The organism is Vibrio sp. CB1-14 (genome assembly GCF_040412085.2).
GTDB classification, from domain to species: domain Bacteria; phylum Pseudomonadota; class Gammaproteobacteria; order Enterobacterales; family Vibrionaceae; genus Vibrio; species Vibrio chaetopteri.
Genome location: NZ_CP115921.1, coordinates 707,655 through 729,178, shown reverse-complemented (window position 1 = coordinate 729,178; position 21,524 = coordinate 707,655). Strand labels below are relative to the sequence as shown.

At 46.3% G+C, this 21,524-nt stretch carries 19 protein-coding genes; 10 read left to right on the top strand and 9 right to left on the bottom strand.

Annotated features, from left to right (window positions below):
• Positions 1 to 64: 64 nt before the first annotated feature.
• From PG915_RS19290 to PG915_RS19280, 3 genes are all read right to left on the bottom strand, one after another.
• Positions 65 to 901, bottom strand: a complete 837-nt coding sequence (locus PG915_RS19290; protein ID WP_353500019.1) for a helix-turn-helix transcriptional regulator — start codon at positions 899 to 901, stop codon at positions 65 to 67.
• A gap of 190 nt (positions 902 to 1,091) precedes the next feature.
• Positions 1,092 to 1,796 carry a DUF445 domain-containing protein gene (locus PG915_RS19285; RefSeq protein ID WP_353500018.1) on the bottom strand — a complete coding sequence of 235 codons (705 nt, stop codon included), beginning with the start codon at positions 1,794 to 1,796 and terminating at the stop codon, positions 1,092 to 1,094.
• A gap of 97 nt (positions 1,797 to 1,893) precedes the next feature.
• The gene (locus PG915_RS19280; protein ID WP_353500017.1) at positions 1,894 to 4,653 is read right to left on the bottom strand and encodes a hybrid sensor histidine kinase/response regulator; all 2,760 of its coding nucleotides are present in this window, start codon (positions 4,651 to 4,653) and stop codon (positions 1,894 to 1,896) included.
• Positions 4,654 to 4,794: 141 nt separating this feature from the next.
• Between PG915_RS19280 and PG915_RS19275 the strand changes: the two genes are divergently transcribed.
• The 4 genes from PG915_RS19275 to PG915_RS19260 all read left to right on the top strand — a co-directional run bounded on the left by PG915_RS19275 (position 4,795) and on the right by PG915_RS19260 (position 8,001).
• On the top strand, positions 4,795 to 5,235 hold the full coding sequence (locus PG915_RS19275; RefSeq protein WP_418642693.1) for a hypothetical protein: 441 nt from the start codon (positions 4,795 to 4,797) through the stop codon (positions 5,233 to 5,235).
• Positions 5,235 to 6,350: a porin gene (locus PG915_RS19270; protein WP_353500016.1), complete on the top strand. Its 1,116-nt coding sequence runs from the start codon at positions 5,235 to 5,237 to the stop codon at positions 6,348 to 6,350. The genes PG915_RS19275 and PG915_RS19270 overlap by 1 nt, the downstream gene beginning before the upstream one ends.
• A 116-nt stretch (positions 6,351 to 6,466) precedes the next feature.
• Positions 6,467 to 6,898 carry a hypothetical protein gene (locus PG915_RS19265; RefSeq protein WP_418643022.1) on the top strand — a complete coding sequence of 144 codons (432 nt, stop codon included), beginning with the start codon at positions 6,467 to 6,469 and terminating at the stop codon, positions 6,896 to 6,898.
• Between the two features lie 2 nt (positions 6,899 to 6,900).
• Positions 6,901 to 8,001 carry a porin gene (locus PG915_RS19260; protein WP_353500015.1) on the top strand — a complete coding sequence of 367 codons (1,101 nt, stop codon included), beginning with the start codon at positions 6,901 to 6,903 and terminating at the stop codon, positions 7,999 to 8,001.
• A 64-nt stretch (positions 8,002 to 8,065) separates the two neighbouring features.
• On the opposite strand, the gene PG915_RS19255 is transcribed toward PG915_RS19260, so the two are convergent.
• The 3 genes from PG915_RS19255 to PG915_RS19245 all read right to left on the bottom strand — a co-directional run bounded on the left by PG915_RS19255 (position 8,066) and on the right by PG915_RS19245 (position 11,492).
• Complete coding sequence (locus PG915_RS19255) at positions 8,066 to 8,989, bottom strand: DUF368 domain-containing protein (RefSeq protein ID WP_353500014.1); 924 nt, start codon at positions 8,987 to 8,989, stop codon at positions 8,066 to 8,068.
• A 208-nt stretch (positions 8,990 to 9,197) separates the two neighbouring features.
• Positions 9,198 to 10,529 carry a pyridoxal phosphate-dependent decarboxylase family protein gene (locus PG915_RS19250; protein WP_353500013.1) on the bottom strand — a complete coding sequence of 444 codons (1,332 nt, stop codon included), beginning with the start codon at positions 10,527 to 10,529 and terminating at the stop codon, positions 9,198 to 9,200.
• 9 nt (positions 10,530 to 10,538) lie between these two features.
• Positions 10,539 to 11,492: an arginase family protein gene (locus PG915_RS19245; protein WP_353500012.1), complete on the bottom strand. Its 954-nt coding sequence runs from the start codon at positions 11,490 to 11,492 to the stop codon at positions 10,539 to 10,541.
• A gap of 124 nt (positions 11,493 to 11,616) precedes the next feature.
• Between PG915_RS19245 and PG915_RS19240 the strand changes: the two genes are divergently transcribed.
• The gene (locus PG915_RS19240; protein WP_353500011.1) at positions 11,617 to 12,642 is read left to right on the top strand and encodes an AraC family transcriptional regulator; all 1,026 of its coding nucleotides are present in this window, start codon (positions 11,617 to 11,619) and stop codon (positions 12,640 to 12,642) included.
• Between the two features lie 54 nt (positions 12,643 to 12,696).
• Here PG915_RS19240 and PG915_RS19235 read toward each other — a convergent pair whose 3' ends face one another.
• The gene (locus PG915_RS19235; RefSeq protein WP_353500010.1) at positions 12,697 to 14,187 is read right to left on the bottom strand and encodes a UxaA family hydrolase; all 1,491 of its coding nucleotides are present in this window, start codon (positions 14,185 to 14,187) and stop codon (positions 12,697 to 12,699) included.
• A 336-nt stretch (positions 14,188 to 14,523) separates the two neighbouring features.
• On the opposite strand from PG915_RS19235, the gene PG915_RS19230 reads away from it, so the two are divergent.
• The 4 genes from PG915_RS19230 to PG915_RS19215 are packed head-to-tail and all read left to right on the top strand — an operon-like array spanning position 14,524 to position 18,872.
• Positions 14,524 to 15,963: a tagaturonate reductase gene (locus PG915_RS19230; RefSeq protein ID WP_353500009.1), complete on the top strand. Its 1,440-nt coding sequence runs from the start codon at positions 14,524 to 14,526 to the stop codon at positions 15,961 to 15,963.
• A gap of 44 nt (positions 15,964 to 16,007) precedes the next feature.
• The gene (locus PG915_RS19225) at positions 16,008 to 17,000 is read left to right on the top strand and encodes a C4-dicarboxylate TRAP transporter substrate-binding protein (protein WP_353500008.1); all 993 of its coding nucleotides are present in this window, start codon (positions 16,008 to 16,010) and stop codon (positions 16,998 to 17,000) included.
• Between the two features lie 49 nt (positions 17,001 to 17,049).
• Positions 17,050 to 17,580 carry a TRAP transporter small permease gene (locus PG915_RS19220; protein ID WP_353500007.1) on the top strand — a complete coding sequence of 177 codons (531 nt, stop codon included), beginning with the start codon at positions 17,050 to 17,052 and terminating at the stop codon, positions 17,578 to 17,580.
• A 2-nt stretch (positions 17,581 to 17,582) separates the two neighbouring features.
• On the top strand, positions 17,583 to 18,872 hold the full coding sequence (locus PG915_RS19215) for a TRAP transporter large permease (protein WP_353500006.1): 1,290 nt from the start codon (positions 17,583 to 17,585) through the stop codon (positions 18,870 to 18,872).
• Positions 18,873 to 18,900: 28 nt separating this feature from the next.
• Here PG915_RS19215 and PG915_RS19210 read toward each other — a convergent pair whose 3' ends face one another.
• Positions 18,901 to 19,809, bottom strand: coding sequence for a GntR family transcriptional regulator (locus PG915_RS19210; RefSeq protein WP_042500034.1), 909 nt, complete (start codon positions 19,807 to 19,809; stop codon positions 18,901 to 18,903).
• Between the two features lie 150 nt (positions 19,810 to 19,959).
• On the opposite strand from PG915_RS19210, the gene PG915_RS19205 reads away from it, so the two are divergent.
• On the top strand, positions 19,960 to 20,979 hold the full coding sequence (locus PG915_RS19205) for a zinc-binding alcohol dehydrogenase family protein (RefSeq protein ID WP_353500005.1): 1,020 nt from the start codon (positions 19,960 to 19,962) through the stop codon (positions 20,977 to 20,979).
• 80 nt (positions 20,980 to 21,059) lie between these two features.
• Here the strand turns inward: PG915_RS19205 and PG915_RS19200 are convergent, their stop codons facing one another.
• On the bottom strand, positions 21,060 to 21,371 hold the full coding sequence (locus PG915_RS19200) for a DUF2244 domain-containing protein (protein WP_353500004.1): 312 nt from the start codon (positions 21,369 to 21,371) through the stop codon (positions 21,060 to 21,062).
• Positions 21,372 to 21,524 lie beyond the last annotated feature (153 nt).

The window sequence follows — 21,524 nt, the reverse complement described above, 5'->3', positions numbered from 1 at the left end:
TATTACTGGTATTATCGTTACCAAAACTGGGCTAAGAAAGGGATATACTGACCTTTATCTGGTACTATTTTGACGTCCGTTTTCGAAATTCTGCCGGAGACTCACCCATTAGACCTCGATAAAAGCGTCCAAAATAAGAAGGATCATCAAAGCCTAAGTCCAAAGCGATGGTTTTTACCGTTTTAGTGGAAAATAGTAGGTCTCGGTTCGCTTCTAATAGGATTCGGTCATGCAAAAGGCGGGTAATGGTCTTACCGACATGCTTCTTGGTTAACTCGTTGAGGCGTTTGCTGGTAATGGATAGTTCGTCGGCATAAAACTGAACGTGGCGTTGTGAGCGATAGTGGCTTTCAATCAGCCCAAGTACCTTGGTAATACGAGCATCTTTTACCACCTGTGTGTCTTCGGTGTCGATGGAAAATCTTAGCAAGTAGCGCAAAAAACTGGTAAGCAGTGACTCAATCAGATCCCAATCGGCTTGTGGTTGGTGGAATTCATCCAGTAGCAGGCTAAAGAGTGGCTCGAAATAGGCGAGTCCTTCATCAGAGGTATCAAAGTAGGGCTGTTGGTCATCGTGAGAGCGAAAGACGGCATTGAACATACGCTGGTGGCGCGGACGGTTCTCAAGAAAATCGGTTGAGAAAATCATCATACGATAATTGTCAGTGAGCTCGGCTGTCTCGTGAACTTGTCCCGGTGCGATGGTGAAAAAGCGCCCTTTTTTACTCGGATACTCGACAAAATCGATGCCCTGTTTGCCTACATCATCTAAGCACCAAATGATTTCAAAGTAGTCATGTCGATGAGCACCAATAATCCCGCCTTCGTCATCGAAGGCACTGTCGATGATCTGACAGGGGTTTCCCTTAGGGAGGGTGATGACGTTTATCTTATTGCTCATGTTGATTGACCAAGTGCACTAGTTTCTCAATTATGGCAGTCATGATATGTGAATGCTATGGCTATGTATTTATTCAAACAACGTGACTGGTAATCTATTACGTCGTCGTTGATAGGTTATCGAAAATAAAAAAATTCGAGCCATTTCTAGCTCGAATTTTTTTATTTTCGATAACTGATTTGAAGCTGCGTTACATCATCAACGAAGAAATAACGCCTATCACACCACCAAATACGCCGCCCCAGACGACAAGCCAGCCTAGATGCTCTTTAATCATCTTCTGAACGATTTCTTTTACTAGCTTTGGTGTTAGCTCGCTAAGGCGTTGGTCGATAATGGCTTCTACATTGCCTTTTACTTCATCAAGCATAGCTGGGGATTCAAGTTGCTCAATCAGCGCCTGTTTGACCGAGTCACTTTGGCTAATGTCGATGACAGCTTGCTGCATTTTCTCGACGAATGGCTCTCTCATTGGCTGAAGCGCTTCTGAGCCGCCAAGCATGGCGAGCATGCCGCCAAATTGAGAGTTTTCGATAACTTCAACCAGTGAATCAAAGGCAGGGTTGAAGTCGACTTTTTCTAGTACTGGCTCAAGGTTGATATTGATTCCCGAGCCCATCTCTTTATTAAGAAAGCGGTCGATGTTCTCGCTGGTAAAAAACTGCTCCATCATTAGGTTCTTGATGGCCAGTTTGAAATCTTCAAAGCGAGCTGGGATGACGCCTGAGCCATAAAGCCCGGGCACCTTCTCAAACAGCATGTGAATGGCTAGCCAATTGGTAACGGCACCGGAGAACGCGAAAAGACCCGCGTATAGCAGCAGGCTATTATCCAGTTGATAACCCGCGCCAAGTAGCGCAAGTGCGATGACATTAGTAATGAAGCTCTTGTTCATGATTTGATCTTGATAGAAAACGTTGCGCTGATTTTAGAGAAAAAGTCAGCGCATAAAAGCCTCATGTTGAGTCGATGTGTTAGATAAGGATCAAGTGCTACTCTGGTTGCTCTCGAATGGTTTTTATTTTCTCTAGCAGCACAGACTTGTTGAAGGGTTTAGAGACGTAATCGTCCATCCCGCTATCGGTACAGCGTTGTATGTCGTCATCGAGCACGCTAGCCGTGAGTGCGATAATAGGCGTTCGAGCCTTATTATACTGCTCTTCATACAGTCGAAACTCTTCTGACGCGGTAAAACCGTCCTTCACTGGCATCATGCAATCCATCAGCACCACGTGATAGTAATTGCTGTCATCGCATAGGAAGTTCAAGGCTTCTTGTCCGTTGTTGGCGATATCTACGTGATAGCCGGATTTTTTGAGTAGTAACGAGGCCACCTTCTGGTTAACCAGATTATCTTCTACCAGCAAGATGGATTGGTTATCGGGACTTTTTGCCATCTCTTGCAGTGTCGGTTGTGTCGGCTTGACCCTGATATGTTCTGCTGGGTTACCGTTTCCGACTACCTCGAGTTTTGGCTCCCTCGTTTTGCCCAGTGCTTGGTGTTGTTTTGGCGCGTTAGAGAGTGCATCAATTAATCGAGCGCCGAGTAGCGGATAGGTGACAAGCCCGGCTATAAGCCCTTGATAATCCCCTGCGGGAGCATTTTGTGGTTGAACCAAAACAATAGGGGTTGAAGACCAGGTGACGCCAAGTTTCATCAAGTCAGTACGAGCATTTTGGCTATCATCCATACAATAGATGATGATGCTGTTGCTTGTAACATCCGTAATTTCACCCAACTGCGTGTGTATCACATGGTGCTGTAAACCAAAATGGGTGAGCTCATCGGTTACCGATTGCGCGAAGCCTTGTTGATTGGTGATGACAACAAACTGAGTTTGATTCAATAGTGGTGACGTTGGCGCTTTCTCTTGAGCAATACCTGACTCTATAGTGAAGAAGAAGCGGCTGCCTTTGCCTTTTTCTGAGTCGATCTCTATTCGTCCTCCCATAAGCTCAACCAGTTGAGAGGAAATCGCCAATCCTAAACCGGTTCCTCCGAACTGGCGGGTGACTGAGCTGTCTTCTTGAGTAAAGGGCTTAAAGATTGAATCTTGTTTTTCTTTATCGATACCAATCCCTGTGTCCTCGATAGACATCGTCAGCGCACATCGCTCCCCACCAATATGCTCAACATCGATGCTAATACCCACATGACCCTCGCTAGTAAATTTGACGGCATTGGACATGAGGTTCATTAAAATCTGGCGCAGACGGTGATCATCGATAATGAGCATATGTGGCATGCCACGTTTGAAGCGCACTTGAAGATCGAGATCTTTTTCCTTGGCTTTTGACATCACGATGGCGATCGTGTCGTAGGCGATCTCACGTAAGTTTGAGCTGTGAAGCGAGATGAGCAGGTTACCAGACTCGATCTTAGATATGTCTAAGATATCGTTGATCAAGATCAGCAGCGTCTGTGATGAGGTTTCTATGGTGTTGAGATAGTCGCGTTGCACGGGATCGAGCTGGGAATCCGACAAGATCCCTGACATGCCGATAATGCCATTTAACGGGGTGCGTATTTCGTGGGACATGTTGGCTAAGAAAGAGCTTTTCGCGACATTGGCGCGTTCGGCTTCATCTTTGGCCGCTATCATGCGGCGCTCGTTTTCACGTCGCTCTTCTATTAGACGATTCATCTGTCCGCCAAAATGGCTAAATTCGTCGTGTCCTTCTGTAGAAGCTAGTACGTTAGCACCATCATGTTTCTCAATCTTCTCAAATGTCTCTAGAGTATTGTTCAAGAAAAAGATGATGCGGCGAGCGATGTTAAAGCTAAGGATAAGTAGCGCTAGCATCACAGATAAGGTAATCCCTATGGTGAGCCATAACCGAGTTTCGAGAGCACTGATGTCCATGCTCATTTCATTGGAAAGTTGCTGGTTGATCTGTTCCGTGGCTTGTTGAATAAGCTCTAAGCGACGATCCAGGGCTTCCACTCCTTCTACGATCTCTACAAGTTTGGGCTTTGGTCCCGATTCGCTCAGTACACGGTCTCGAAATTGAATGCTCTTGATGAAGGATTCATCAGAGAAGGTTTTAAGAAGTAAACTGACTTGCGAAGCATCAGCATTGATGTTCAAGAATCGGTCGATGAGGTATTGTTGCCTCTCGAACAGCGTACTGAGTGTTTGATGGTTTCCCTCTTGGTGTTCATGGCTAGAACCATGTCCTTCATAGATGTCGATGTGAATAAGCCAGTTTTCTTCGGTTGCCCAAAAACGTATCCATTCCAGAGTGAATAGTGCGCTAAGGTGAGATTCAATCGAGCGTGAACCTGTATCGACTTTGACGCCTTCAAGCTTGGCAATAAGAACAGAGACCAACTCCTCAACCCAAGAACTCCATTCCTCGAGCTCCTCAATATCCGCAACAAACTCTATTTCTGCCTGTGCTTCTCTAAGTTCATCAAGTGTATTTTGGACGCTTTCTATATCGGTCAGGTAATAGGCTTTGCCGAGTACAAGTTGTAATTTATCGAGGCATTCATCTAACTTGGGAAATATGACAGTTTTGTTGCTGTTAAATGTTCGTTGGAGCTTCTCCAAGCGCGCATTGTGGAGGATGGCGCTGTATTTTTCTAAAAAGCCAAGTGCCTGTGATTGATGAGAAAGTACCGACATTTGTTGCAGGTTTCGCTGTGTTCGGAACGCTTCCCAAGCGGAAAAGACTAAAATCACAATTAAGGGCAAAACAGCCATTAAAATGATTCGAGTTTTGATCGACATCTTGTTTAACGCATTCATATCCCGGATTCCTAGCGAATATTCTTGAACATCACTGTTCGTAAACTAATCTAACCTAAGTCTAGGAAAGGAATTCGCTAGAGTGTAATAATAATGATTAAAAAACGTCATTCGCTAAAATGCACAAACCTTGGAAATATCATGGGCTTGCTAGTGGTAGCCTTAATGATATTCGCAGCCTCTTTTTACACGCCCAAAGTGAGCGCGTCAGACTCTTACGCCATCTTTTCAATGAACTCAAGCTTCAGCGAGCTTAGCCGAAGTAAAGCGCGCATGCTTTACCGAGGTAAAACCAAGTCACTGCAAGGCAAACGGGTTGAGTTATCGGACTGGCCTGAAAGCTCATCTGAACGTGCAGATTTCTATCAATCGCTACTAGGAAAAGATGTGGCGCAGATGAACGCTTACTGGGCAAGCCTCTCATTCTCCGGTAAAGCCCGCCCTCCGAAAGAAATCGATGCCGCTAATATTGATGCTATGGTTGAATGGGTAAGCCAGAAACCTGAGCGTATTGGCTATGCACCTCTTGGCGCGCTGCCAGATGGTGCCAATGTGTTATACGTGGTCGAGGGGGGCAAGTAATGATGAAGAAACTGTCTCACACGCTTATTCTAGCCGCACTTTGCGCACCGGCTCACGCTGTCATTGAACTCACCGATACGTTTTCATTTAGTGGCTTTGGCTCTGCGTCATGGGCTCGCTCTGATAACGATACTCCACTATTTATCAATCGCTTCATCAAAGATGAGAATTGCTTTGATTGTGACACCACCTTTGGTTTGCAGCTGGACTATTACAACAGCGGGTTTAAAGCATCGGTTCAAGGCGTCAAACGACCACAGGATAATTGGAGCAACCCTTCCCTAGAGTGGGCGTACGTTGGTTATGAAGTGGGGGATTTTGATATCCGAGCTGGCCGCCAGCGTCTTCCGCTGTATTTAGCATCTGAATACTTCTATGTAGGGCAAGCCTACACCCTTGCGAGGCTGCCTACTGAAGTGTATGGCGCCTTTCTCGGCATAACCGGCTATAACGGCTTCGCTGTTACTTGGAATCATTACTTAACGGATGAACTCCAGCTCTCCTTAACTCCTTATGTAGGTTTTAATGACAACAACAAGGTCGAGTTTAGCCCAACCTTTGCGTTAGATTTTGAAACCGATCGTCTTTACGGATTGAACGCCAAGCTGATTGGTGATTTTTATCGCTGGAACTTTTCGGTGATGGATGGCGAGTTTGATGTGACCTCTTCGGGTACGGGGTTTGTATCCATACCATTTCCTCCTTTCGAGTCTACATTTCCGATAGAGGGTACCGATCGGAACACCGTTAAAATATATTCTATCGGTACTGAATATGAGTTCGGTGCTCTCAAAACAACCTTTGAATTCCAAAAGACAGAATCGCGGCGTATGGATTGGTATGGCTTGGCTAGCTATCGAATGGCGCCGTTTACTCCTTACATAGCATACGGACAGCTGTATCAAGATGGAGAGCGCTCAAATATGACGTCGACACTGGGCGTTAGATACGATTTGTTGAGTAATGTGTCTATTAATGCCGAATATCAGTACGTCCAAGTACTGAACGATGGCACAGGTCCATTCGCTCCAGAAAGAACGATTACTATTCCGTCTACACCATTACCTGATAACAGCGCCAGCGTGTACACGTTAATGGTTAACTTTGTGTTCTAACGTCATTTAGGTTGTAAGAAAGCGCAGCCCTATTTGAGAAATAGTCAACTTACGAGGTGATGATGCGGTTAGTCAGTTCTTCTCCAAAAGCTCGGCCAATTAGAGTACTGGTCACCATGACCATGCTCTTTGTTGGTCTTGCACTTGTCCCACCGGATAGTCGTGCTTTTGCTGCGACTGACTACGCCGTTTTTACTTTCAATCAAGATTTTGATGAACTTAGCCGCAGTAAGGCAAGGATGCTGTATCGAGGCAAGGCCAAGTCACTGCAAGGCAAACGGGTGGAACTCTCTGACTGGCCAGAGGCCTCTAGCGAACGCTCTGAGTTCTATCAATCCTTACTTGGTAAAGATGTGGCACAAATGAATGCCTATTGGGCAAGTCTATCTTTCTCTGGTAAAGCAAGACCGCCAAAAGAAATCGGCAATGCTAACGTCATCACGCTGGTGGCATGGCTGACTGAAAAGCCGAATCGAATTGGTTATGCGCCGCTGGATGCAGTACCGAGTGAAGCGAAAGTACTCTATGTGGTGAGTGAGGATAAATAATAATGAAAAAACAACTTCTTACAATGAGCTTAGCAGCGGTATCAATACCAGCATTCTCCGCGGTGGATATTACCGAAAACTTTTCGATTAGTGGGTTTGGTTCCACTTCTTGGGCACGCTCTGACAACGATATGCCAGTGATGATCAATCGTAATGTCAGTGATGAAAACTGCTTTGATTGTGATACTACGTTTGGCGTGCAGTTAGATTATTTTTACGAGGCTTTCAAAGCGTCGGTACAGGTTGTTAAACGCCCTCAAGATCACTGGAGCGAACCTCAGTTGGAGTGGGCCTATTTAGGTTACTCAATTGGAGACTTTGAGTTTAGAGGAGGACGCCTTCGGTTGCCTCTGTTTTTGGCGTCTGAGTATTACTATGTCGGTCACGCTTACACAATGGCCAGACCAAATGAAGAGGTATACAACAGCATACTCGGTATCACCGCGTTTAATGGCGCTAGTGTGACTTGGAACTATGGTATTAATGATGAGTTGCAACTGGCTCTCACGCCGTTTGTTGGGTTTAAAGACAATAATGAAGTTGATTTTAATCCTTCCGTGACGTTGGAGTTTGAAACTAAAAATATGTGGGGGGCAAATCTACAGCTTATTGGTGATAGTTTTAGAGTGAACTTTGCTTATCTAGATTCCAATTTTGACCAGATAATAAAGCTCCACCAGGTTCCAGCGCCATGGAATGAGCAAAGGCAGCCGGATCAAAATATAAAGCTCTATTCACTCGGTGGTGAGTATGACTTTGGTCAGTTGAAGTTAACGGCTGAAGGGCAGCAAAATGACTTAGGCTCGTCTTGGTATGGCAGTGCTGCTTATCGAGTGCAGAAATTTACGCCTTACATAGCTTACGGTCAGACTTATCGTGAGGCTTCTGATGACAACGCTTATGATGGAAAGACAGGCGATAGTTGGACTCTCGGCCTGAGGTACGATGTTTTATACAACGTATCGATTAATGCAGAATGGCAGCGATTTGAGAGTTTTGGGTTGGATAATAACGGTCGACCGATCAGTGGACCATTTATCGACTCACCAGGCTCGGACACCGACGCGAACATGTACACCATCATGGTTAACTTTGTGTTCTAACTTACGTTCCTAACACGATCAAAAAAGGCTCACTAAGTGAGCCTTTTCTTTCTAGCCGGTGGGATTATTTCTCACCTTTCTCCGCAACCTTTTCAAGCGCTAGTACTAGGCCAATACCCACTAACATTAGAACAACGGCAGTTGCCAGTTGCGAAGGTTGACCTGTCACAGATTCAAAGTTGAATGGTGATAGGTTTTCTTGGATTAGTGGTACTTGCTCACCTTTTGAGTTGGTACGCCATGAAATGGTTTCTTTCCAAGGCCAAAGCTTAGGTAAGGTGCCAAGCATTAGACCCGTAAGGAACACTAGAGCGAAATCACGGAAACGCTTCAGCAACCAAGACAGCACGTGTGAGAACGATAGTAGACCAATCAAACAGCCCATCGCAAAGATCACCATAACGTCTAGCTGAAGACCTTTAACAGCACCTAATACAGGTGTGTACATGCCAAGCAATAGAAGAATAAAGCTGCCCGAGATACCAGGTAGAATCATCGCACAAATCGCGATACAGCCCGCGAAGAAGATGTTTAGGCTGGTTGGATCCATTTGCAGCGGTTTAAGAACCGTGATGCTGTAGGCAAAGACCGCGCCGAGTAGCAAGAACACGAAGCGAGACAGCGTCTTTTGCTCGACCTGTTTAATCATGTGGTAGACCGAGACCAAGATAAGGCCGAAGAAGAATGACCATACTGGAACAGGGTGGGTTTCTAGAGCCCAAGAGATGAACTTCGCCAATGACAGGATTGACGTTAGGATGCCGCCAAATAGAGCGATAAGGAAAAAGCCATTGATATGGTCAAATGCCGCTTTAAAGCCATCACGTTTCCAGATGCCCAGTATACTTGGGTTTACGCGGCGAATACTCTCAAGTAGCGTATCGTAAATACCAGTAATAAAGGCGATCGTACCTCCCGATACCCCAGGTACAACGTCCGCTGCACCCATCGCCATTCCTTTTAAGAATGTAGTCAGATAGTTCTTCATGGTTTCTTCTTGGTTTAAAAAGTTGATGCAGAGTATATATGCATGCAGGTAGAAGTGCACTAGTCATTCGTGAGTGTGTTCGCAAGGGCTTTCAGCTCATACTAATAGCTAGTAAGGTGTCACTACGGCCTGTGTCAATTTAAACCGTTATGGAATCATTTGAGGCAAAGGCAGCTCACTGCACTTGAGCTACCTTTAACTTTAGGGGTTACTTAGAGAGCTTTTTAGGTAGTATCTCCAGCACTTGTCTCACCCACTTAGGTGTGTAGCTTTGCCCATGGCCTCCTGAATACGAAAGGGAGCCTTGCTGTTCCCCCTCCCCAGATCTCACCTCTTCGACCACATCATAAAAGTCGATAAGCATACGTTCGACTTGTTCATCCGAAATTGGATCAATAGCCAGATGAATAGCTGGTGGCTGAGCGTTGCCTAGCAAACTCCAACCTCGCTGAGACATACCAGCAACGACTTTAGTGATGTCCAAGGTAGGAGAGTCAATAATGAGCAGTGACAAATCCGTGTTGGCGGTGCGAAGATCATTTGACTGCGCTAAGCCATCAATCATCATTTGCTTAATGGTCATAATGCGTTTCGCATTTTCGACATAGCCATCTTCACCTAGGTAGTTCATCACTGCCCACGCACCTGCGGTTGAGGCGAAGGTACGGCTACCCCCCAATGACTGGGTAAAGTACGCACCACAAGGCCAGTCATCAACGACGGTATAGTGATGAAACTGCTCATCTCCCCCGCGATACATCACTGTCGACATTGGCTTAGGAGCGTAGCCATATTTGTGCATATCAGCAGAAATAGAGCGCACGCCCGGTACGGTAAAGTCCCAGTTCGGAAGCTCGTAGCCTGCTTTCTTAACGAAGGGGGCGAGATAGCCACCCACACAGGCATCGACGTGAAGCCACAAACCTTTCTCAGTTGCTAGCTCAGATAACTCTTCAATACGATCGTAAACACCAAATGGCCAGCAAGGTGCAGAGCCAACAAGACCGATGGTGTTTTCGTTGATCGCGGCTTTGGTGGCTCCGATATCAACGCGATTGTCTGCTGCGACTGGAGTTCGAACGATCTTGATGCCGAAGTACTTGCCTCCGCGCGAGAATGCGGAGTGTGCGGAATACGGCATCACTAGTTCGGGCTCTTTGATGTGCGGCATGGTTTCACGAGCCCAATCTCGCATGGCTTTCATTGCACAGTAAATGGACTCAGACCCGCCGGTGGTGAAGTTGGCGCGCATGTCGTCACTGCCATGGAATATTTCACGAATCATTTCAATGAGCTCGTCTTCGATTTGTCCCGCTGGCTTGTTCATAAATGTAAAAAGCGCGTTGAACGAGAAGAATTTCAGCGCGGCTTGCTCCACGATATCTTGGATATCCTCATTGCCTTTTAGTGAATACATACCAAAACGACCGCCCTCAACAGGTACCATGTCTTGCTTGAGTTCATCGAGCTTGTTGAGTACGTCCTCTTTGCCGTACCCAGTCTTAGGAAAATAGGATTGGCTGAGTTTCATGATTGGCATAATGTTGACCTACTTATTCAAAAAATGGCTGCGGTAGCCCATTATCAGGGCAGTGAGTTTAGATGCGGTGAGGGCGGTGATGTGATTGACGTCATTAGCAGGACAAAGCTCGACAATATCAAAACCACAAATATTGCCCTTTGCGGCCTTGTTGAGTTCGAACAGTAGATCTTTTTGCTGTTTGAACGTTATTCCGCCAGATTCTGGGTGGGTTGTGCCCGGAACGTAAACCGCGTCCATACCATCGATATCGAGTGATACATAAGTTGGTACATTGGCATCAATCACTTCTTGCATGATCGCCTTTGCGCCGCACGCGTCGACTTCGCTAACGGGTATGATTCGAATCCCCGCCTGTTTCGCTCGCCTAAATTCTGCGGCGGTAGAGTTACGTGCACCTATAACGGTAATGTTTCGCACAAAAGGGAACTTACGGATATGTGTGGTTTGAGTACCGTGATTAAACTCAGACTGCAGCGGCATGTCCGCAAAGTCGAGGTGAGCATCAAAGTAGACAAAATCGATTTGGTGCCCGCAGTCTTCAAAACCACGAACCAGCGGGTAAGTGATGGAGTGATCGCCTCCTACAGTGATAGGTACGGCACCTGACTTTAAGATCTCTTTGACGCTATTTGTGATGCGGTTTCTGTTTAACTCTCCCTCTCCTGGGCTAATTACGACATCACCGATATCGCCGATTTTAATGCCTTCAAGTAGGGTTAAATCGGTATCGACGTCGTAGAGCCCGACATCACCAATATCAAAGAAAATGGTCACAGGGTTATCACGAAGGGCATTAGGCATTTCTGCTTGTCCCGCCTGAATATAAGGGGCGAATGTACCTTCAGCGTAAGGAACGCCAAGCATCGCATAGTCGAGATTGTGTTCAGCTAAGTTGTGAATGCGTTCTGCGCCCATAAAGGTGCGCCGAGAGGCATAGAAATTAGGGATCTTCTCAGACATAGAATAGCCTATAGTGTTGTCGCGCTTTAAAGCCCTAATCGTTGCAGTTTCCGATGTTCAATAATTGACTTTTTTAAATGAAATTGACATTTTAGACATGAAGAGATTGATTTATGAGACATGGATGAACTTACGCGAACAGAACCACTATTTTGCTAAAGTGATCGTTCAGTACTTAATAGAAGTGCTTGAAAGCGAGCGCCCGTCAATGGCTCTGTCACTTAAACGCCAACTGACAGAGCGTGTTACCAAGCAGGCGGATATGGACTTAATACAAGCTGAGCAGTGGGCGCGCCATTACAATAAATTCATACCTGGCCTGTATTTAAAGCTGTATGAGCGCGTAACCGTGCAAGACTTTGGTTTATATGGCTACGTCGTTGCTGCCAGTTCAAGTGTTCGTATGGGGTTGACACTTTCTCAGCAGTTTTTGGCGATGACGACGACATACTATGAAGAGTCGCTGGTGGAAGCGTCTGACTATTTAACGATAGTGCCAGGTATTAATGCTGACGATGATGCGGTGCAGCTACTCAGTGAAGACTTTGCCGCTGGATATTGGGCTTTGCTGATCCGCATCATCATTGGTCATCGGGCGGATATGGATAAGCTGGTGCTCGATTTTTGCTATCCCGCGCCGCATTACGTTGCGCAGTATCGAGCTCTCTTTTCAGGTTGCACTCTGCGTTTCAATCAGCCGCAAACACTCATCAAACTACCCACTAGTTGGCTTAATGAGCCGATTTCACTCGAACATTCATGTATCGATCTTTTACTATCAAATCAACTGATATCGAATGATGGCCTTGAGGGTGATAAGTTGAGTGATATTGAACGAAAGGTGTCTGAAGTTGTGATTAGCTCGCACTTTACTAAAAGTACGGTGCCAGATGTTGCTATGGAGTTTTCTATTACTTCGAGGCAACTGCGTTTTTACCTCCAACGCAATGGACTTAGTCTTCGAGATATCGTACTGCGCGCACGTATGGCGGTGGCATCCAAATTGCTGGAAAATACTGAACTTGATATCGGCACCATTGCTGAAACTCTCAACTACAGTGAGGCGAGCGCTTTTGTGCGTAGCTTTAAGCGCTATTACGCTATTTCTCCGTTGCAATATCGTCTGCAAAAGCTCGATCCATTTACCTAAAGGTCACAAGGCTCTACCAAATGGTTGAGCCTTGTTTTGATGGGCGGTTAATGGCTATAGCGTCACGCCAGACTTAAATATCGCCAACTCACGAATACCATTGCGCTCATTGTTGGTTTTCTCACCGCTGGCGATCGTAATCACTTTATCGATAAACTGCTCAACCAAGGCGTCCATAGAAATCTCTTCCACTAATTGACCGGCATTAAAGTCAATCCAATGCGGCTTATTGGCAGCAAGCTCTGAGTTGGTCGAGATTTTCATGGTAGGGACAAAACCGCCATAAGGGGTGCCGCGACCTGTGGTGAACAGCACCATATGACAGCCGCTTGCCGCCAAGGCAGACGTTGCAACCGCATCGTTGCCTGGTGCACTTAATAGGTTAAGGCCAGGTTTTGCCAACACTTCTCCATATTCAAGTACGTCAATGACTGGGCTGGTGCCTGCTTTTTGAGTACAACCCATGGATTTATCTTCCAGCGTAGAAATGCCGCCTTTCTTGTTGCCCGGTGATGGGTTCTCGTAGATTGGCTGATTGTGGTCGATAAAGTACTGCTTGAATCCATTGACCATCTCGACAGCTTTATCAAAGGTTTGTTTATCAATACAGCGCTCAAACAAGATGTGTTCTGCTCCAAACATCTCTGGTACTTCGGTGAGTACAGAGGTGCCACCAAAGTGGATGAGAAAATCTGAAAATTCGCCCAGCATTGGGTTGGCGGTGATGCCAGATAAGCCGTCGGAGCCACCACATTCAAGGCCAACTTTGAGTTTGCCTAATGGAATATCAAAGCGTTGGTCTTGGCGAACTGTGTCATAAATAGCCTCTAGGTGCTCAAGGGCGACGGCGACTTCATCTTGCTCATTTTGGGCAATCATGTATCGGATACGGCTATCGTCGACGTCACCGACTAGCTCCTTGAAAGGGGCAATTTGGTTGTTTTCGCAACCTAGCCCAATGACCAACGCGCCTCCCGCATTTGGGTGGCGAACCATATTGGCGAGGATTTGGCGAGTGTTTTCATGGTCGTCGCCAAGCTGTGAGCAGCCATAGTTATGCGGAAACAAAAACAGGCCATCGCAATCAACAGCAGGGTGCTTTTGTTTAAAGCAGTTAATCGCTTGCTGAGCAATACCATTGACGCAACCAACGGTAGGAATGACCCAGATTTCATTGCGGATCGCCACATCACCATTGGCTCTTTCGTAGCCTTTAAACGTTGGCATGGCTTGCTCATAGCGGCGCGGACGAACGAAGTTCGGGGTGTATTGGTAGTCATTGGTGTCAGATAGCGTGGTCTTCATGTTGTGAGTATGTACCCACTCGCCACGCTTAATAGGCTGAGTCGCTGTACCTATGATGCTGCCGTATTTGTATATGGCATCGCCAGTATTCAGATCGCTCAGAGCAACCTTACTGCCGCGATCCATGTCTTGCTTCAACGTGAGTTCGGTTGTGTCGACATCTAACGTGAGATTGCTCGTTAGTGCTTGTAAGCAAACAATAACATTGTCTGTTGAGTGAATTTTGATAAAAGCTTTCATGGGTATCCCAGTCATGTGATTCCCGTCCGACGCAAACATTCTAACGCTAGAGTTGTATTTTAATCAATTAAAAACAGCGTCTCCCCCAACGATATATAAAATAATCAGTCATCAGGCCTGATATAGAGAATGTGTTGTATTAATGAACAGGTGTTTGAAATGAAATAGCAAATAAAAAACAGATAAAAAACAGATAACGATGATCACTTACACGTTTGCGATTAATTTGTCGCGTGTTAGTGAAAAGCCCGGCTTACACTCAATCCCACAATCGATAACACCTGTCCGACAACAGCGTTTACCTATCGTTTATTACCTATCGTTTAGGGACTAAGAATGACACTACTCACAAGAGATCCATCCATCCACGCCATCAGACCTGAAAAAGTGGTTCAGTTTGGCGAAGGCAATTTTCTACGCGCTTTTGTAGATTGGCAATTTGACTTACTTAATGAACACACTGACTTTAATGCGGGTATTACCGTAGTTAGACCAATTGATGCTGGCCACCCAAAACTGGATACCCAAGGAGGCGTTTACACAGCGCTTATCCGAGGCATCAACGAACAAGGTGAAAGTGTTGCCGAGCCTCGTGTGATCACTTCTGTTAATCGCGAAGTGATGGCGTACGGTGAGTATGAAGAAGTCCTAAAGATTGCTGAAAACCCAGAGCTTGAGTGGGTGGTCTCGAACACCACGGAAGCGGGTATCGTTTACAACGATCAAGACACCTTTGATGCGTTTCCTCCCGTTAGCTTCCCTGCCAAAGTGACGCAGTTTTTGTTTAGACGTTTTGAGTTCTTCAATGGCGCGCAAGACATGGGACTTATCTTCCTACCTTGTGAGCTGATTGATGCCAATGGCGAAGCGCTAAAGGAGATTGTGCTGAAATACGCTAACGAATGGCAACTTGGCGAAACATTTTGTGATTGGATTATGACAGCCAACACATTTTGTTCCACGTTAGTTGATAGAATAGTCACCGGTAACCCAAAAGACGAACTCAGCGAACTTGAAACGGCATTGGGCTATCAAGACAATTTCGTCGTTGCTGCAGAGTATTTCTACTTGTTCGTTATCCAAGGTCCGAAATGGCTTGAGAGTAAACTCAAGCTAGACCAACTCGATCTCAACATAAAGGTCGTTGAAGACATTACCCCTTACAAACAACGTAAGGTTGGCATTCTTAATGGTGCACACACCGCAATGGTGGCGGTTGCCTATCTATGCGGTATTGATACCGTTAGCGAAGCCATCAATGATAACGACGTCTATCCATTGCTAAATCGCTTGCTTGAAGACGAAGTGATTCCATCTCTGGATATGGATAAAGATGAGCTGCTTGCGTTTAAAGACAGCGTTATCGACCGTTTTAAAAACCCATACATCAAACACTACCTACTTTCTATCGCGCTGAACTCAATGACAAAGTTCAAAACGCGCTTATTACCACAGCTTCTAACGTTCACTGAGCAAGAAGGCACGGCACCTAAGCACCTTAGCTTTAGTTTAGCGGCGCTGTACTGCTTCTATCTTGGTAAGCGTGGTGATGAAGAGATTCCACTCAGTGATGACCAACATCTTCTAGACCCTTTCACCGCATGGCGTGCTCACCCTGAAACGCAGGCGAGCAATGTGAAGGCATTCTTGTCGATGAGTCAGCATTGGGGATGCGACCTAACTGAGTTACCAAACCTTGAGGCCATGGTGACAGGTTATGTAAGCAACATCCAAACGCTCGGTATGAGAGCCGCGATTCAGCAGCTTTCGAAGTAAACAGCCGGCCACTAAAAGCAAAAATATAAAAAGGAACAAAAGCAATGACTACCCTACAAACCACTGTGAAAAAACTCTCTTGTGCTGTCGGTATGACGCTAGCGATGGCGTTTGGCGCCAACGCAGCGACGGAAGTGATGATCGCTTACGGCAACCAACCGGGTGAGCCTATCGACAAAGCGATGCACTACTGGGCTGACCAAGTAAAAGAGAAATCAAACGGTGAAATCCAATTCCGTCTGTTCCCATCGAGCCAATTGGGCAGCGAAACAGAGGTGATGGAGCAAGCGAAATTTGGTGCCAACATCATTACCATCAGCTCTTACGGCTACCTAATGGATACGGTGCCAGATCTTGGCATCATCAATGCGCCTTACCTGTCTCAATCTTTCGAGAAGAAATCGAAGCTGCTTCACACCGAGTGGTTTGAAGGCTTGAACGATGATTTGGCGGATAAAGGACTGAAAATCGTAGTGCCAGATGTGGTGTACGGTACCCGCCATCTGCTTTCTAAAGGTTCGGTGAAAACACCGGCTGATTTAGATGGTGTGAAAGTGCGTGTTCAACACTCTCGCTTGTTTGTTGCAACGGTGAAAGCGATGGGCGGCGTTCCAACGCCAATGTCTCTAGCGGATGTCTATCCAGGTCTTTCTCAAGGTGTGATTGAAGGGGTAGAGAATCCAGCCGTGGTGCTACATGGCGGTAAATTCCATGAAGTAGTGAAAAACCTCAACCTAACAACACACACTAAGCATATGTCGCCATTTGTGGCCGGCACTATGTTCTGGGAATCACTCTCTGATGAAGAGAAGCGCATCATCCTTGAAACCAGCCGCGATATGGTGAGCTATGGCGCGACACTGATTGCCGAGAGCGAGCAGCAAGCGATTGACCAGCTAAAAGCTGAAGGCGTGACGATCAACGAAGTGGACATCACTGCGTTTGAAGAATCAGCACGTAAAGTGGTGCAAAGCGAGTTCCCTGAGTGGACTCCAAATCTATATCAAGACGTTCAAGACAAGTTAGAACAGCTGTAACCAATGTGGGGCTCTTTGAGCCCCCTTATTTCAGCTTTTGGAGCACATCATGGAAACTCAAGTTTCACTCAATCACACCGAGCTGTCGCCAAAAAACAAAATCATGGCAACACTTGACCGAATCAGTCAGCTCGACACCGCTGTTGCAGCCTCATTCTTAGCCATTATCGTTGTACTGATGAGCTATGGCGTGGTGACACGATACGTATTTAACGCGCCAAGTGCCTGGGTTGAAGAAGTCTGTCTAGCCCTATTTGTTTGGATGACCTTTATGGGCGCGAGCGCCTTGATGCGTACAGATGAAGTGGTCAGAATCGATTTTCTGGTTCACAAAATCCCAGCGTCGGCGGCGAACGTGTTGGATAACTTAATTAGACCGCTATTGGTGATTTTTGCATTAGTGTTCATGGTGTATTGGGGTTGGAAACTGCTGCCGTTTTCTCAAGTGAGATTTACACCTGCGCTTAAAATTCCATATATCTATATCTACGCAGCAGTTCCTGTGAGCGGCATGTTTATGCTTTATCACCAACTTAAGCACCTTTACTCGTTCTTCGCTTCTCGCAATAAGGAAGACTAATCATGTCAGTCATTCTGCCGATTTCCGCCCTGCTTTTCCTATTTACATTGGGTATTCCTGTCGCATTTTGTATTTTCCTTGCGACCTTGGCTTATTTCCTTCTTAACGACCATTTGCCAATGATGATGATGGTTCAGCGACTGGCTGGTGGTTTAGAATCAGTGACATTGCTCGCTATCCCATTCTTTGTTATGGCGGGTGTGTTCATGAACCACTCTGGCATCAGCCAGCGCTTGCTGAAGTTCTCTGAAGTACTGACGGGTCACATGAACGGCGGACTAGCACAGGTCAACGTTGTGTTGAGTACTTTGATGGGCGGCCTTTCCGGTTCTAATATCGCCGATGCGGCAATGAGCTCGAAACTTCTAGTACCTCAAATGGTGGCTCGTGGTTACAGCGCGTCATTTTCTTCTGCGGTAACGGCAGCATCATCACTGATCACACCAATCATTCCACCGGGTATTGCTCTTATTATCTACGGTTACGTCAATAACGTATCGATTGGTAAGTTATTCTTAGCCGGTGTGGTTCCTGGGGTCATGTTGTGTGGGATGATGATGGGGCTGGTTTCGGTCATCTCGAAAAAACGCAACTATGCGCCAATCCGTGAAAAGCGTGCCTCTGCGAAGGAAATCGCTATCTCTGCGAAAGATGCGTTCTTGGCACTGTTGCTGCCTGTCATCATCATCGGTGGTATTCGCTTTGGTGTGTTTACGCCAACAGAAGCGGGCGCAGCTGCAGTGCTTTATGCGCTGGTATTGGGTATGTTTGTTTATAAGCAGATGAATACGTCTTTGCTTTGGAGTGCGACGAAAGAGTCGGTGCTTGCTTCTGCAAACGTCTTGTTGATCATCTGTGTGGCAGTGGGTTTCTCTAAGTTCCTGACTTGGGAGCGTGTACCGCAAAACCTAGCGACATGGCTGACTGGCGCCGTTGAAAGTCCGTTTACCTTCTTACTGCTGGTTAACCTTTTCCTACTGATCATTGGTATGTTCCTAGAAGGCAACGCGGTGATGATTGTATTGGCTCCGCTGCTAGCGCCTGTGGCTGCGTCTTACGGCATCGACCCTGTACACTTTGGTATTATCTTTATCTTCAATAGTGCGATTGGCACTATTACCCCGCCACTCGGTACGGTGATGTTTACGACCTGTTCGATTACCAAGGTGTCGATAGAGGACTTTGTGAAAGAAGTGATGCCATTCTGGATGTTACTGATTGTCGCCTTACTAATGATTACTTACATCCCGATGATTTCGATTGGTCTGCCAAATATGGTGTTTGGCTCGTAATCAAGATGACGAAATAATTAAGCCAGCATTACGCTGGCTTTTCCATTATTAGACTGTTTTCCATCGTTCGCTTGGCGGTTTGAAGGTGCCGTCTTAGCTCGCCCATCGCCCCAATGTCATCTCGGCTCAGCATCTTGCTTAAGATGGCCATGTGCTCTTCAATCGCCACCATGTTACGTTTGCGCAAGTCAGTATTATCCCATTGATAATGGTAGTGAAATATCATCGAGATGATGTCATAGAACTGATCCATAAATGGATTGTTGGACGCTGAAAGCAGCAGCGAGTGAAACTTCTGGTCGAGCTCGGAAAACGCGCGAAATTCACTGACCATAGTATCGCGAAGCTCTCTATGCTCATGCAGTAAATATTGCGCTTTTTGCCATCGTTCATCACTTAAAGGCAAGTTCATAAAGCGGCTTAAGGCATGGCACTCCAACATCTCGCGCAGCTCAAATAAGCTAGCCGCATAACCTTTTTCAAACTGAACCATGCGCCAGCGGCCGCGGTGGATGTTCTCAATCAGACTAAAGCGTGAGAAGCGAATGAGGTGTTCACGTACCACAGTGGTCGAGCATTTGGACTGTTTTGACAGCTCTAGCTCGGTAAATTCCTGCCCTGGCATCATCTGCTTGGATTTGATGGCGTTATTAAAGAACACCTCGAACTGTGCCCGCTGGAGCTCGTTCTCTGATAGCGGAGTGTTGTAGCCATCTTGCTCAGAAGGTGAGCGTTTAATTGTCCATTCAGCGTCCTCTTGCTCAAGCACGCCTTTATCACACAAGTCATTCATAACGTGTCGAATCGTGGTTCGGCTAACGCTAAACAGATCGGCCAGCGCTGCTTGTGACGGTAACGGTGAATCGATGTGGCCAAGCTTGATTGCATCGAGTAACTGGTTGGTGGTGGTTTCGCGAAGATTCTTATTGCGCGCCATGATTGACGTCCTAGTCGTTGCCTTGATTGCAATAAAATACCATTAAAAACCCATCAACATTGATAGAAAGCCCATATTTTAGTGAAAAAAAACCAATAAAAACCCGTTTAAATACAATTGAGCTATTCAAAATACGTAAGAGACAAGACAATGAAAACACTAGTATGTGAACAGCCTCATCAAATGCGCTATACCGAAAAAGCGATGCCAACAGTGCTCCCTAATGAGCTATTGGTTAAGGTGGCTGCAGTGGGAATTTGCGGCACGGATATTCACGCATTTACTGGTAACCAGCCTTTCTTCAGCTATCCGCGCGTTTTGGGCCACGAGCTTTGTGGTGAAGTGACTGAAATGGGCGCGAGCGTCTCAGGCGATTTCCAAATTGGCGATAAAGTTGCGTTAATCCCTTATGTGGCTTGTTTTGAGTGCCCATCGTGCCTGAGCGGCAAAACCAACTGCTGTGAAAACATTTCTGTGATTGGTGTGCATCAAGATGGTGGCTTCTGTGAGTACCTTTCAGTGCCGCAATCGAACGTGCTAAAGGTCAATGGCGTTGATAATGAAACCGCAGCCTTGATTGAGCCGTTTGCAATCAGTGCTCATGCAGTCAGACGTGCTGCGCTATCGGCAGACGATGCTGTCTTAGTAGTCGGCGCAGGGCCAATTGGTCTTGGCGCAGCTGCTATCGCAGCAGCGGATGGTGCACGTGTTGTCGTGGCAGATACGCAAGCTGAGCGTCGCGCGCATGTGGAAAGTGAACTTAAGCTAGCAACGCTTAACCCGATGGATGCGGATTTCCATGAGCAGCTCAAAGCGCAATTTAACGGTGCGTTGGCTCAAGTAGTGATTGATGCCACAGGTAACCCTCATGCGATGAACGGTGCGGTGAATCATATTCGTCATAGTGGCAAGATTGTTTTCGTTGGTTTGTTTAAAGGCAACCTAGAGATCAGCGACCCTGATTTCCATAAAAAAGAAACCACACTGATGGGCAGTCGCAATGCGACCATGGAAGACTTTAGCAAAGTGCAGCAGTTGATGGAGCAGGGTAAATTGACGGCCAATATGATGCTTACACATCGCTTTGACTTTGCCACAGTCGGATTGGATTATCAGAATTCCGTTGTCGACAACAAAGAGTTACTAAAGGGTGTTATCCACTTTGAATAAGAGGAAGGTCTTCACCTTCAAGCGTCATTAAATATAACATCAAAGGTTCAAACGCAGTGTTTGAACCTTTTTATAAGTGACTACTTAACTAAATATAGATTTGGTCGTCTACGTGGCGGCGCTTTTTGTGGCGGCGTTGGTTGCTCAGTGACAGTGACGCTTTCAACGGATCCGGTGGTCACTTTGATTTCTTCAGTATCTGTTTTTGGCTGAACAAACAGATGGCGTAAGTTCGCGATGCAAGCGACTGACGCGACAAGAGCAAAGAGTATTGATGGGGTGCCACCCATTATATCCATAAAGAAGATTGCGACTGCGACCACGACGAGAGAGCCGAGAGCGGCATTGATGTGTGCTTGGCGAGGCGTACAGCTTGTACTTATTAATTCCATTTTCTATCACCATCTGTGTCAGTGTTAAAACGACTGCGGACAACGCAATGTTAAAACATTTGATTCACAAAAAACTCCTGGCTAATCAACAAATACAGAATTCAAATGGCTCGATCGCACACTTTAGCCAAACGGTCATCGTTTTTGTTCAAA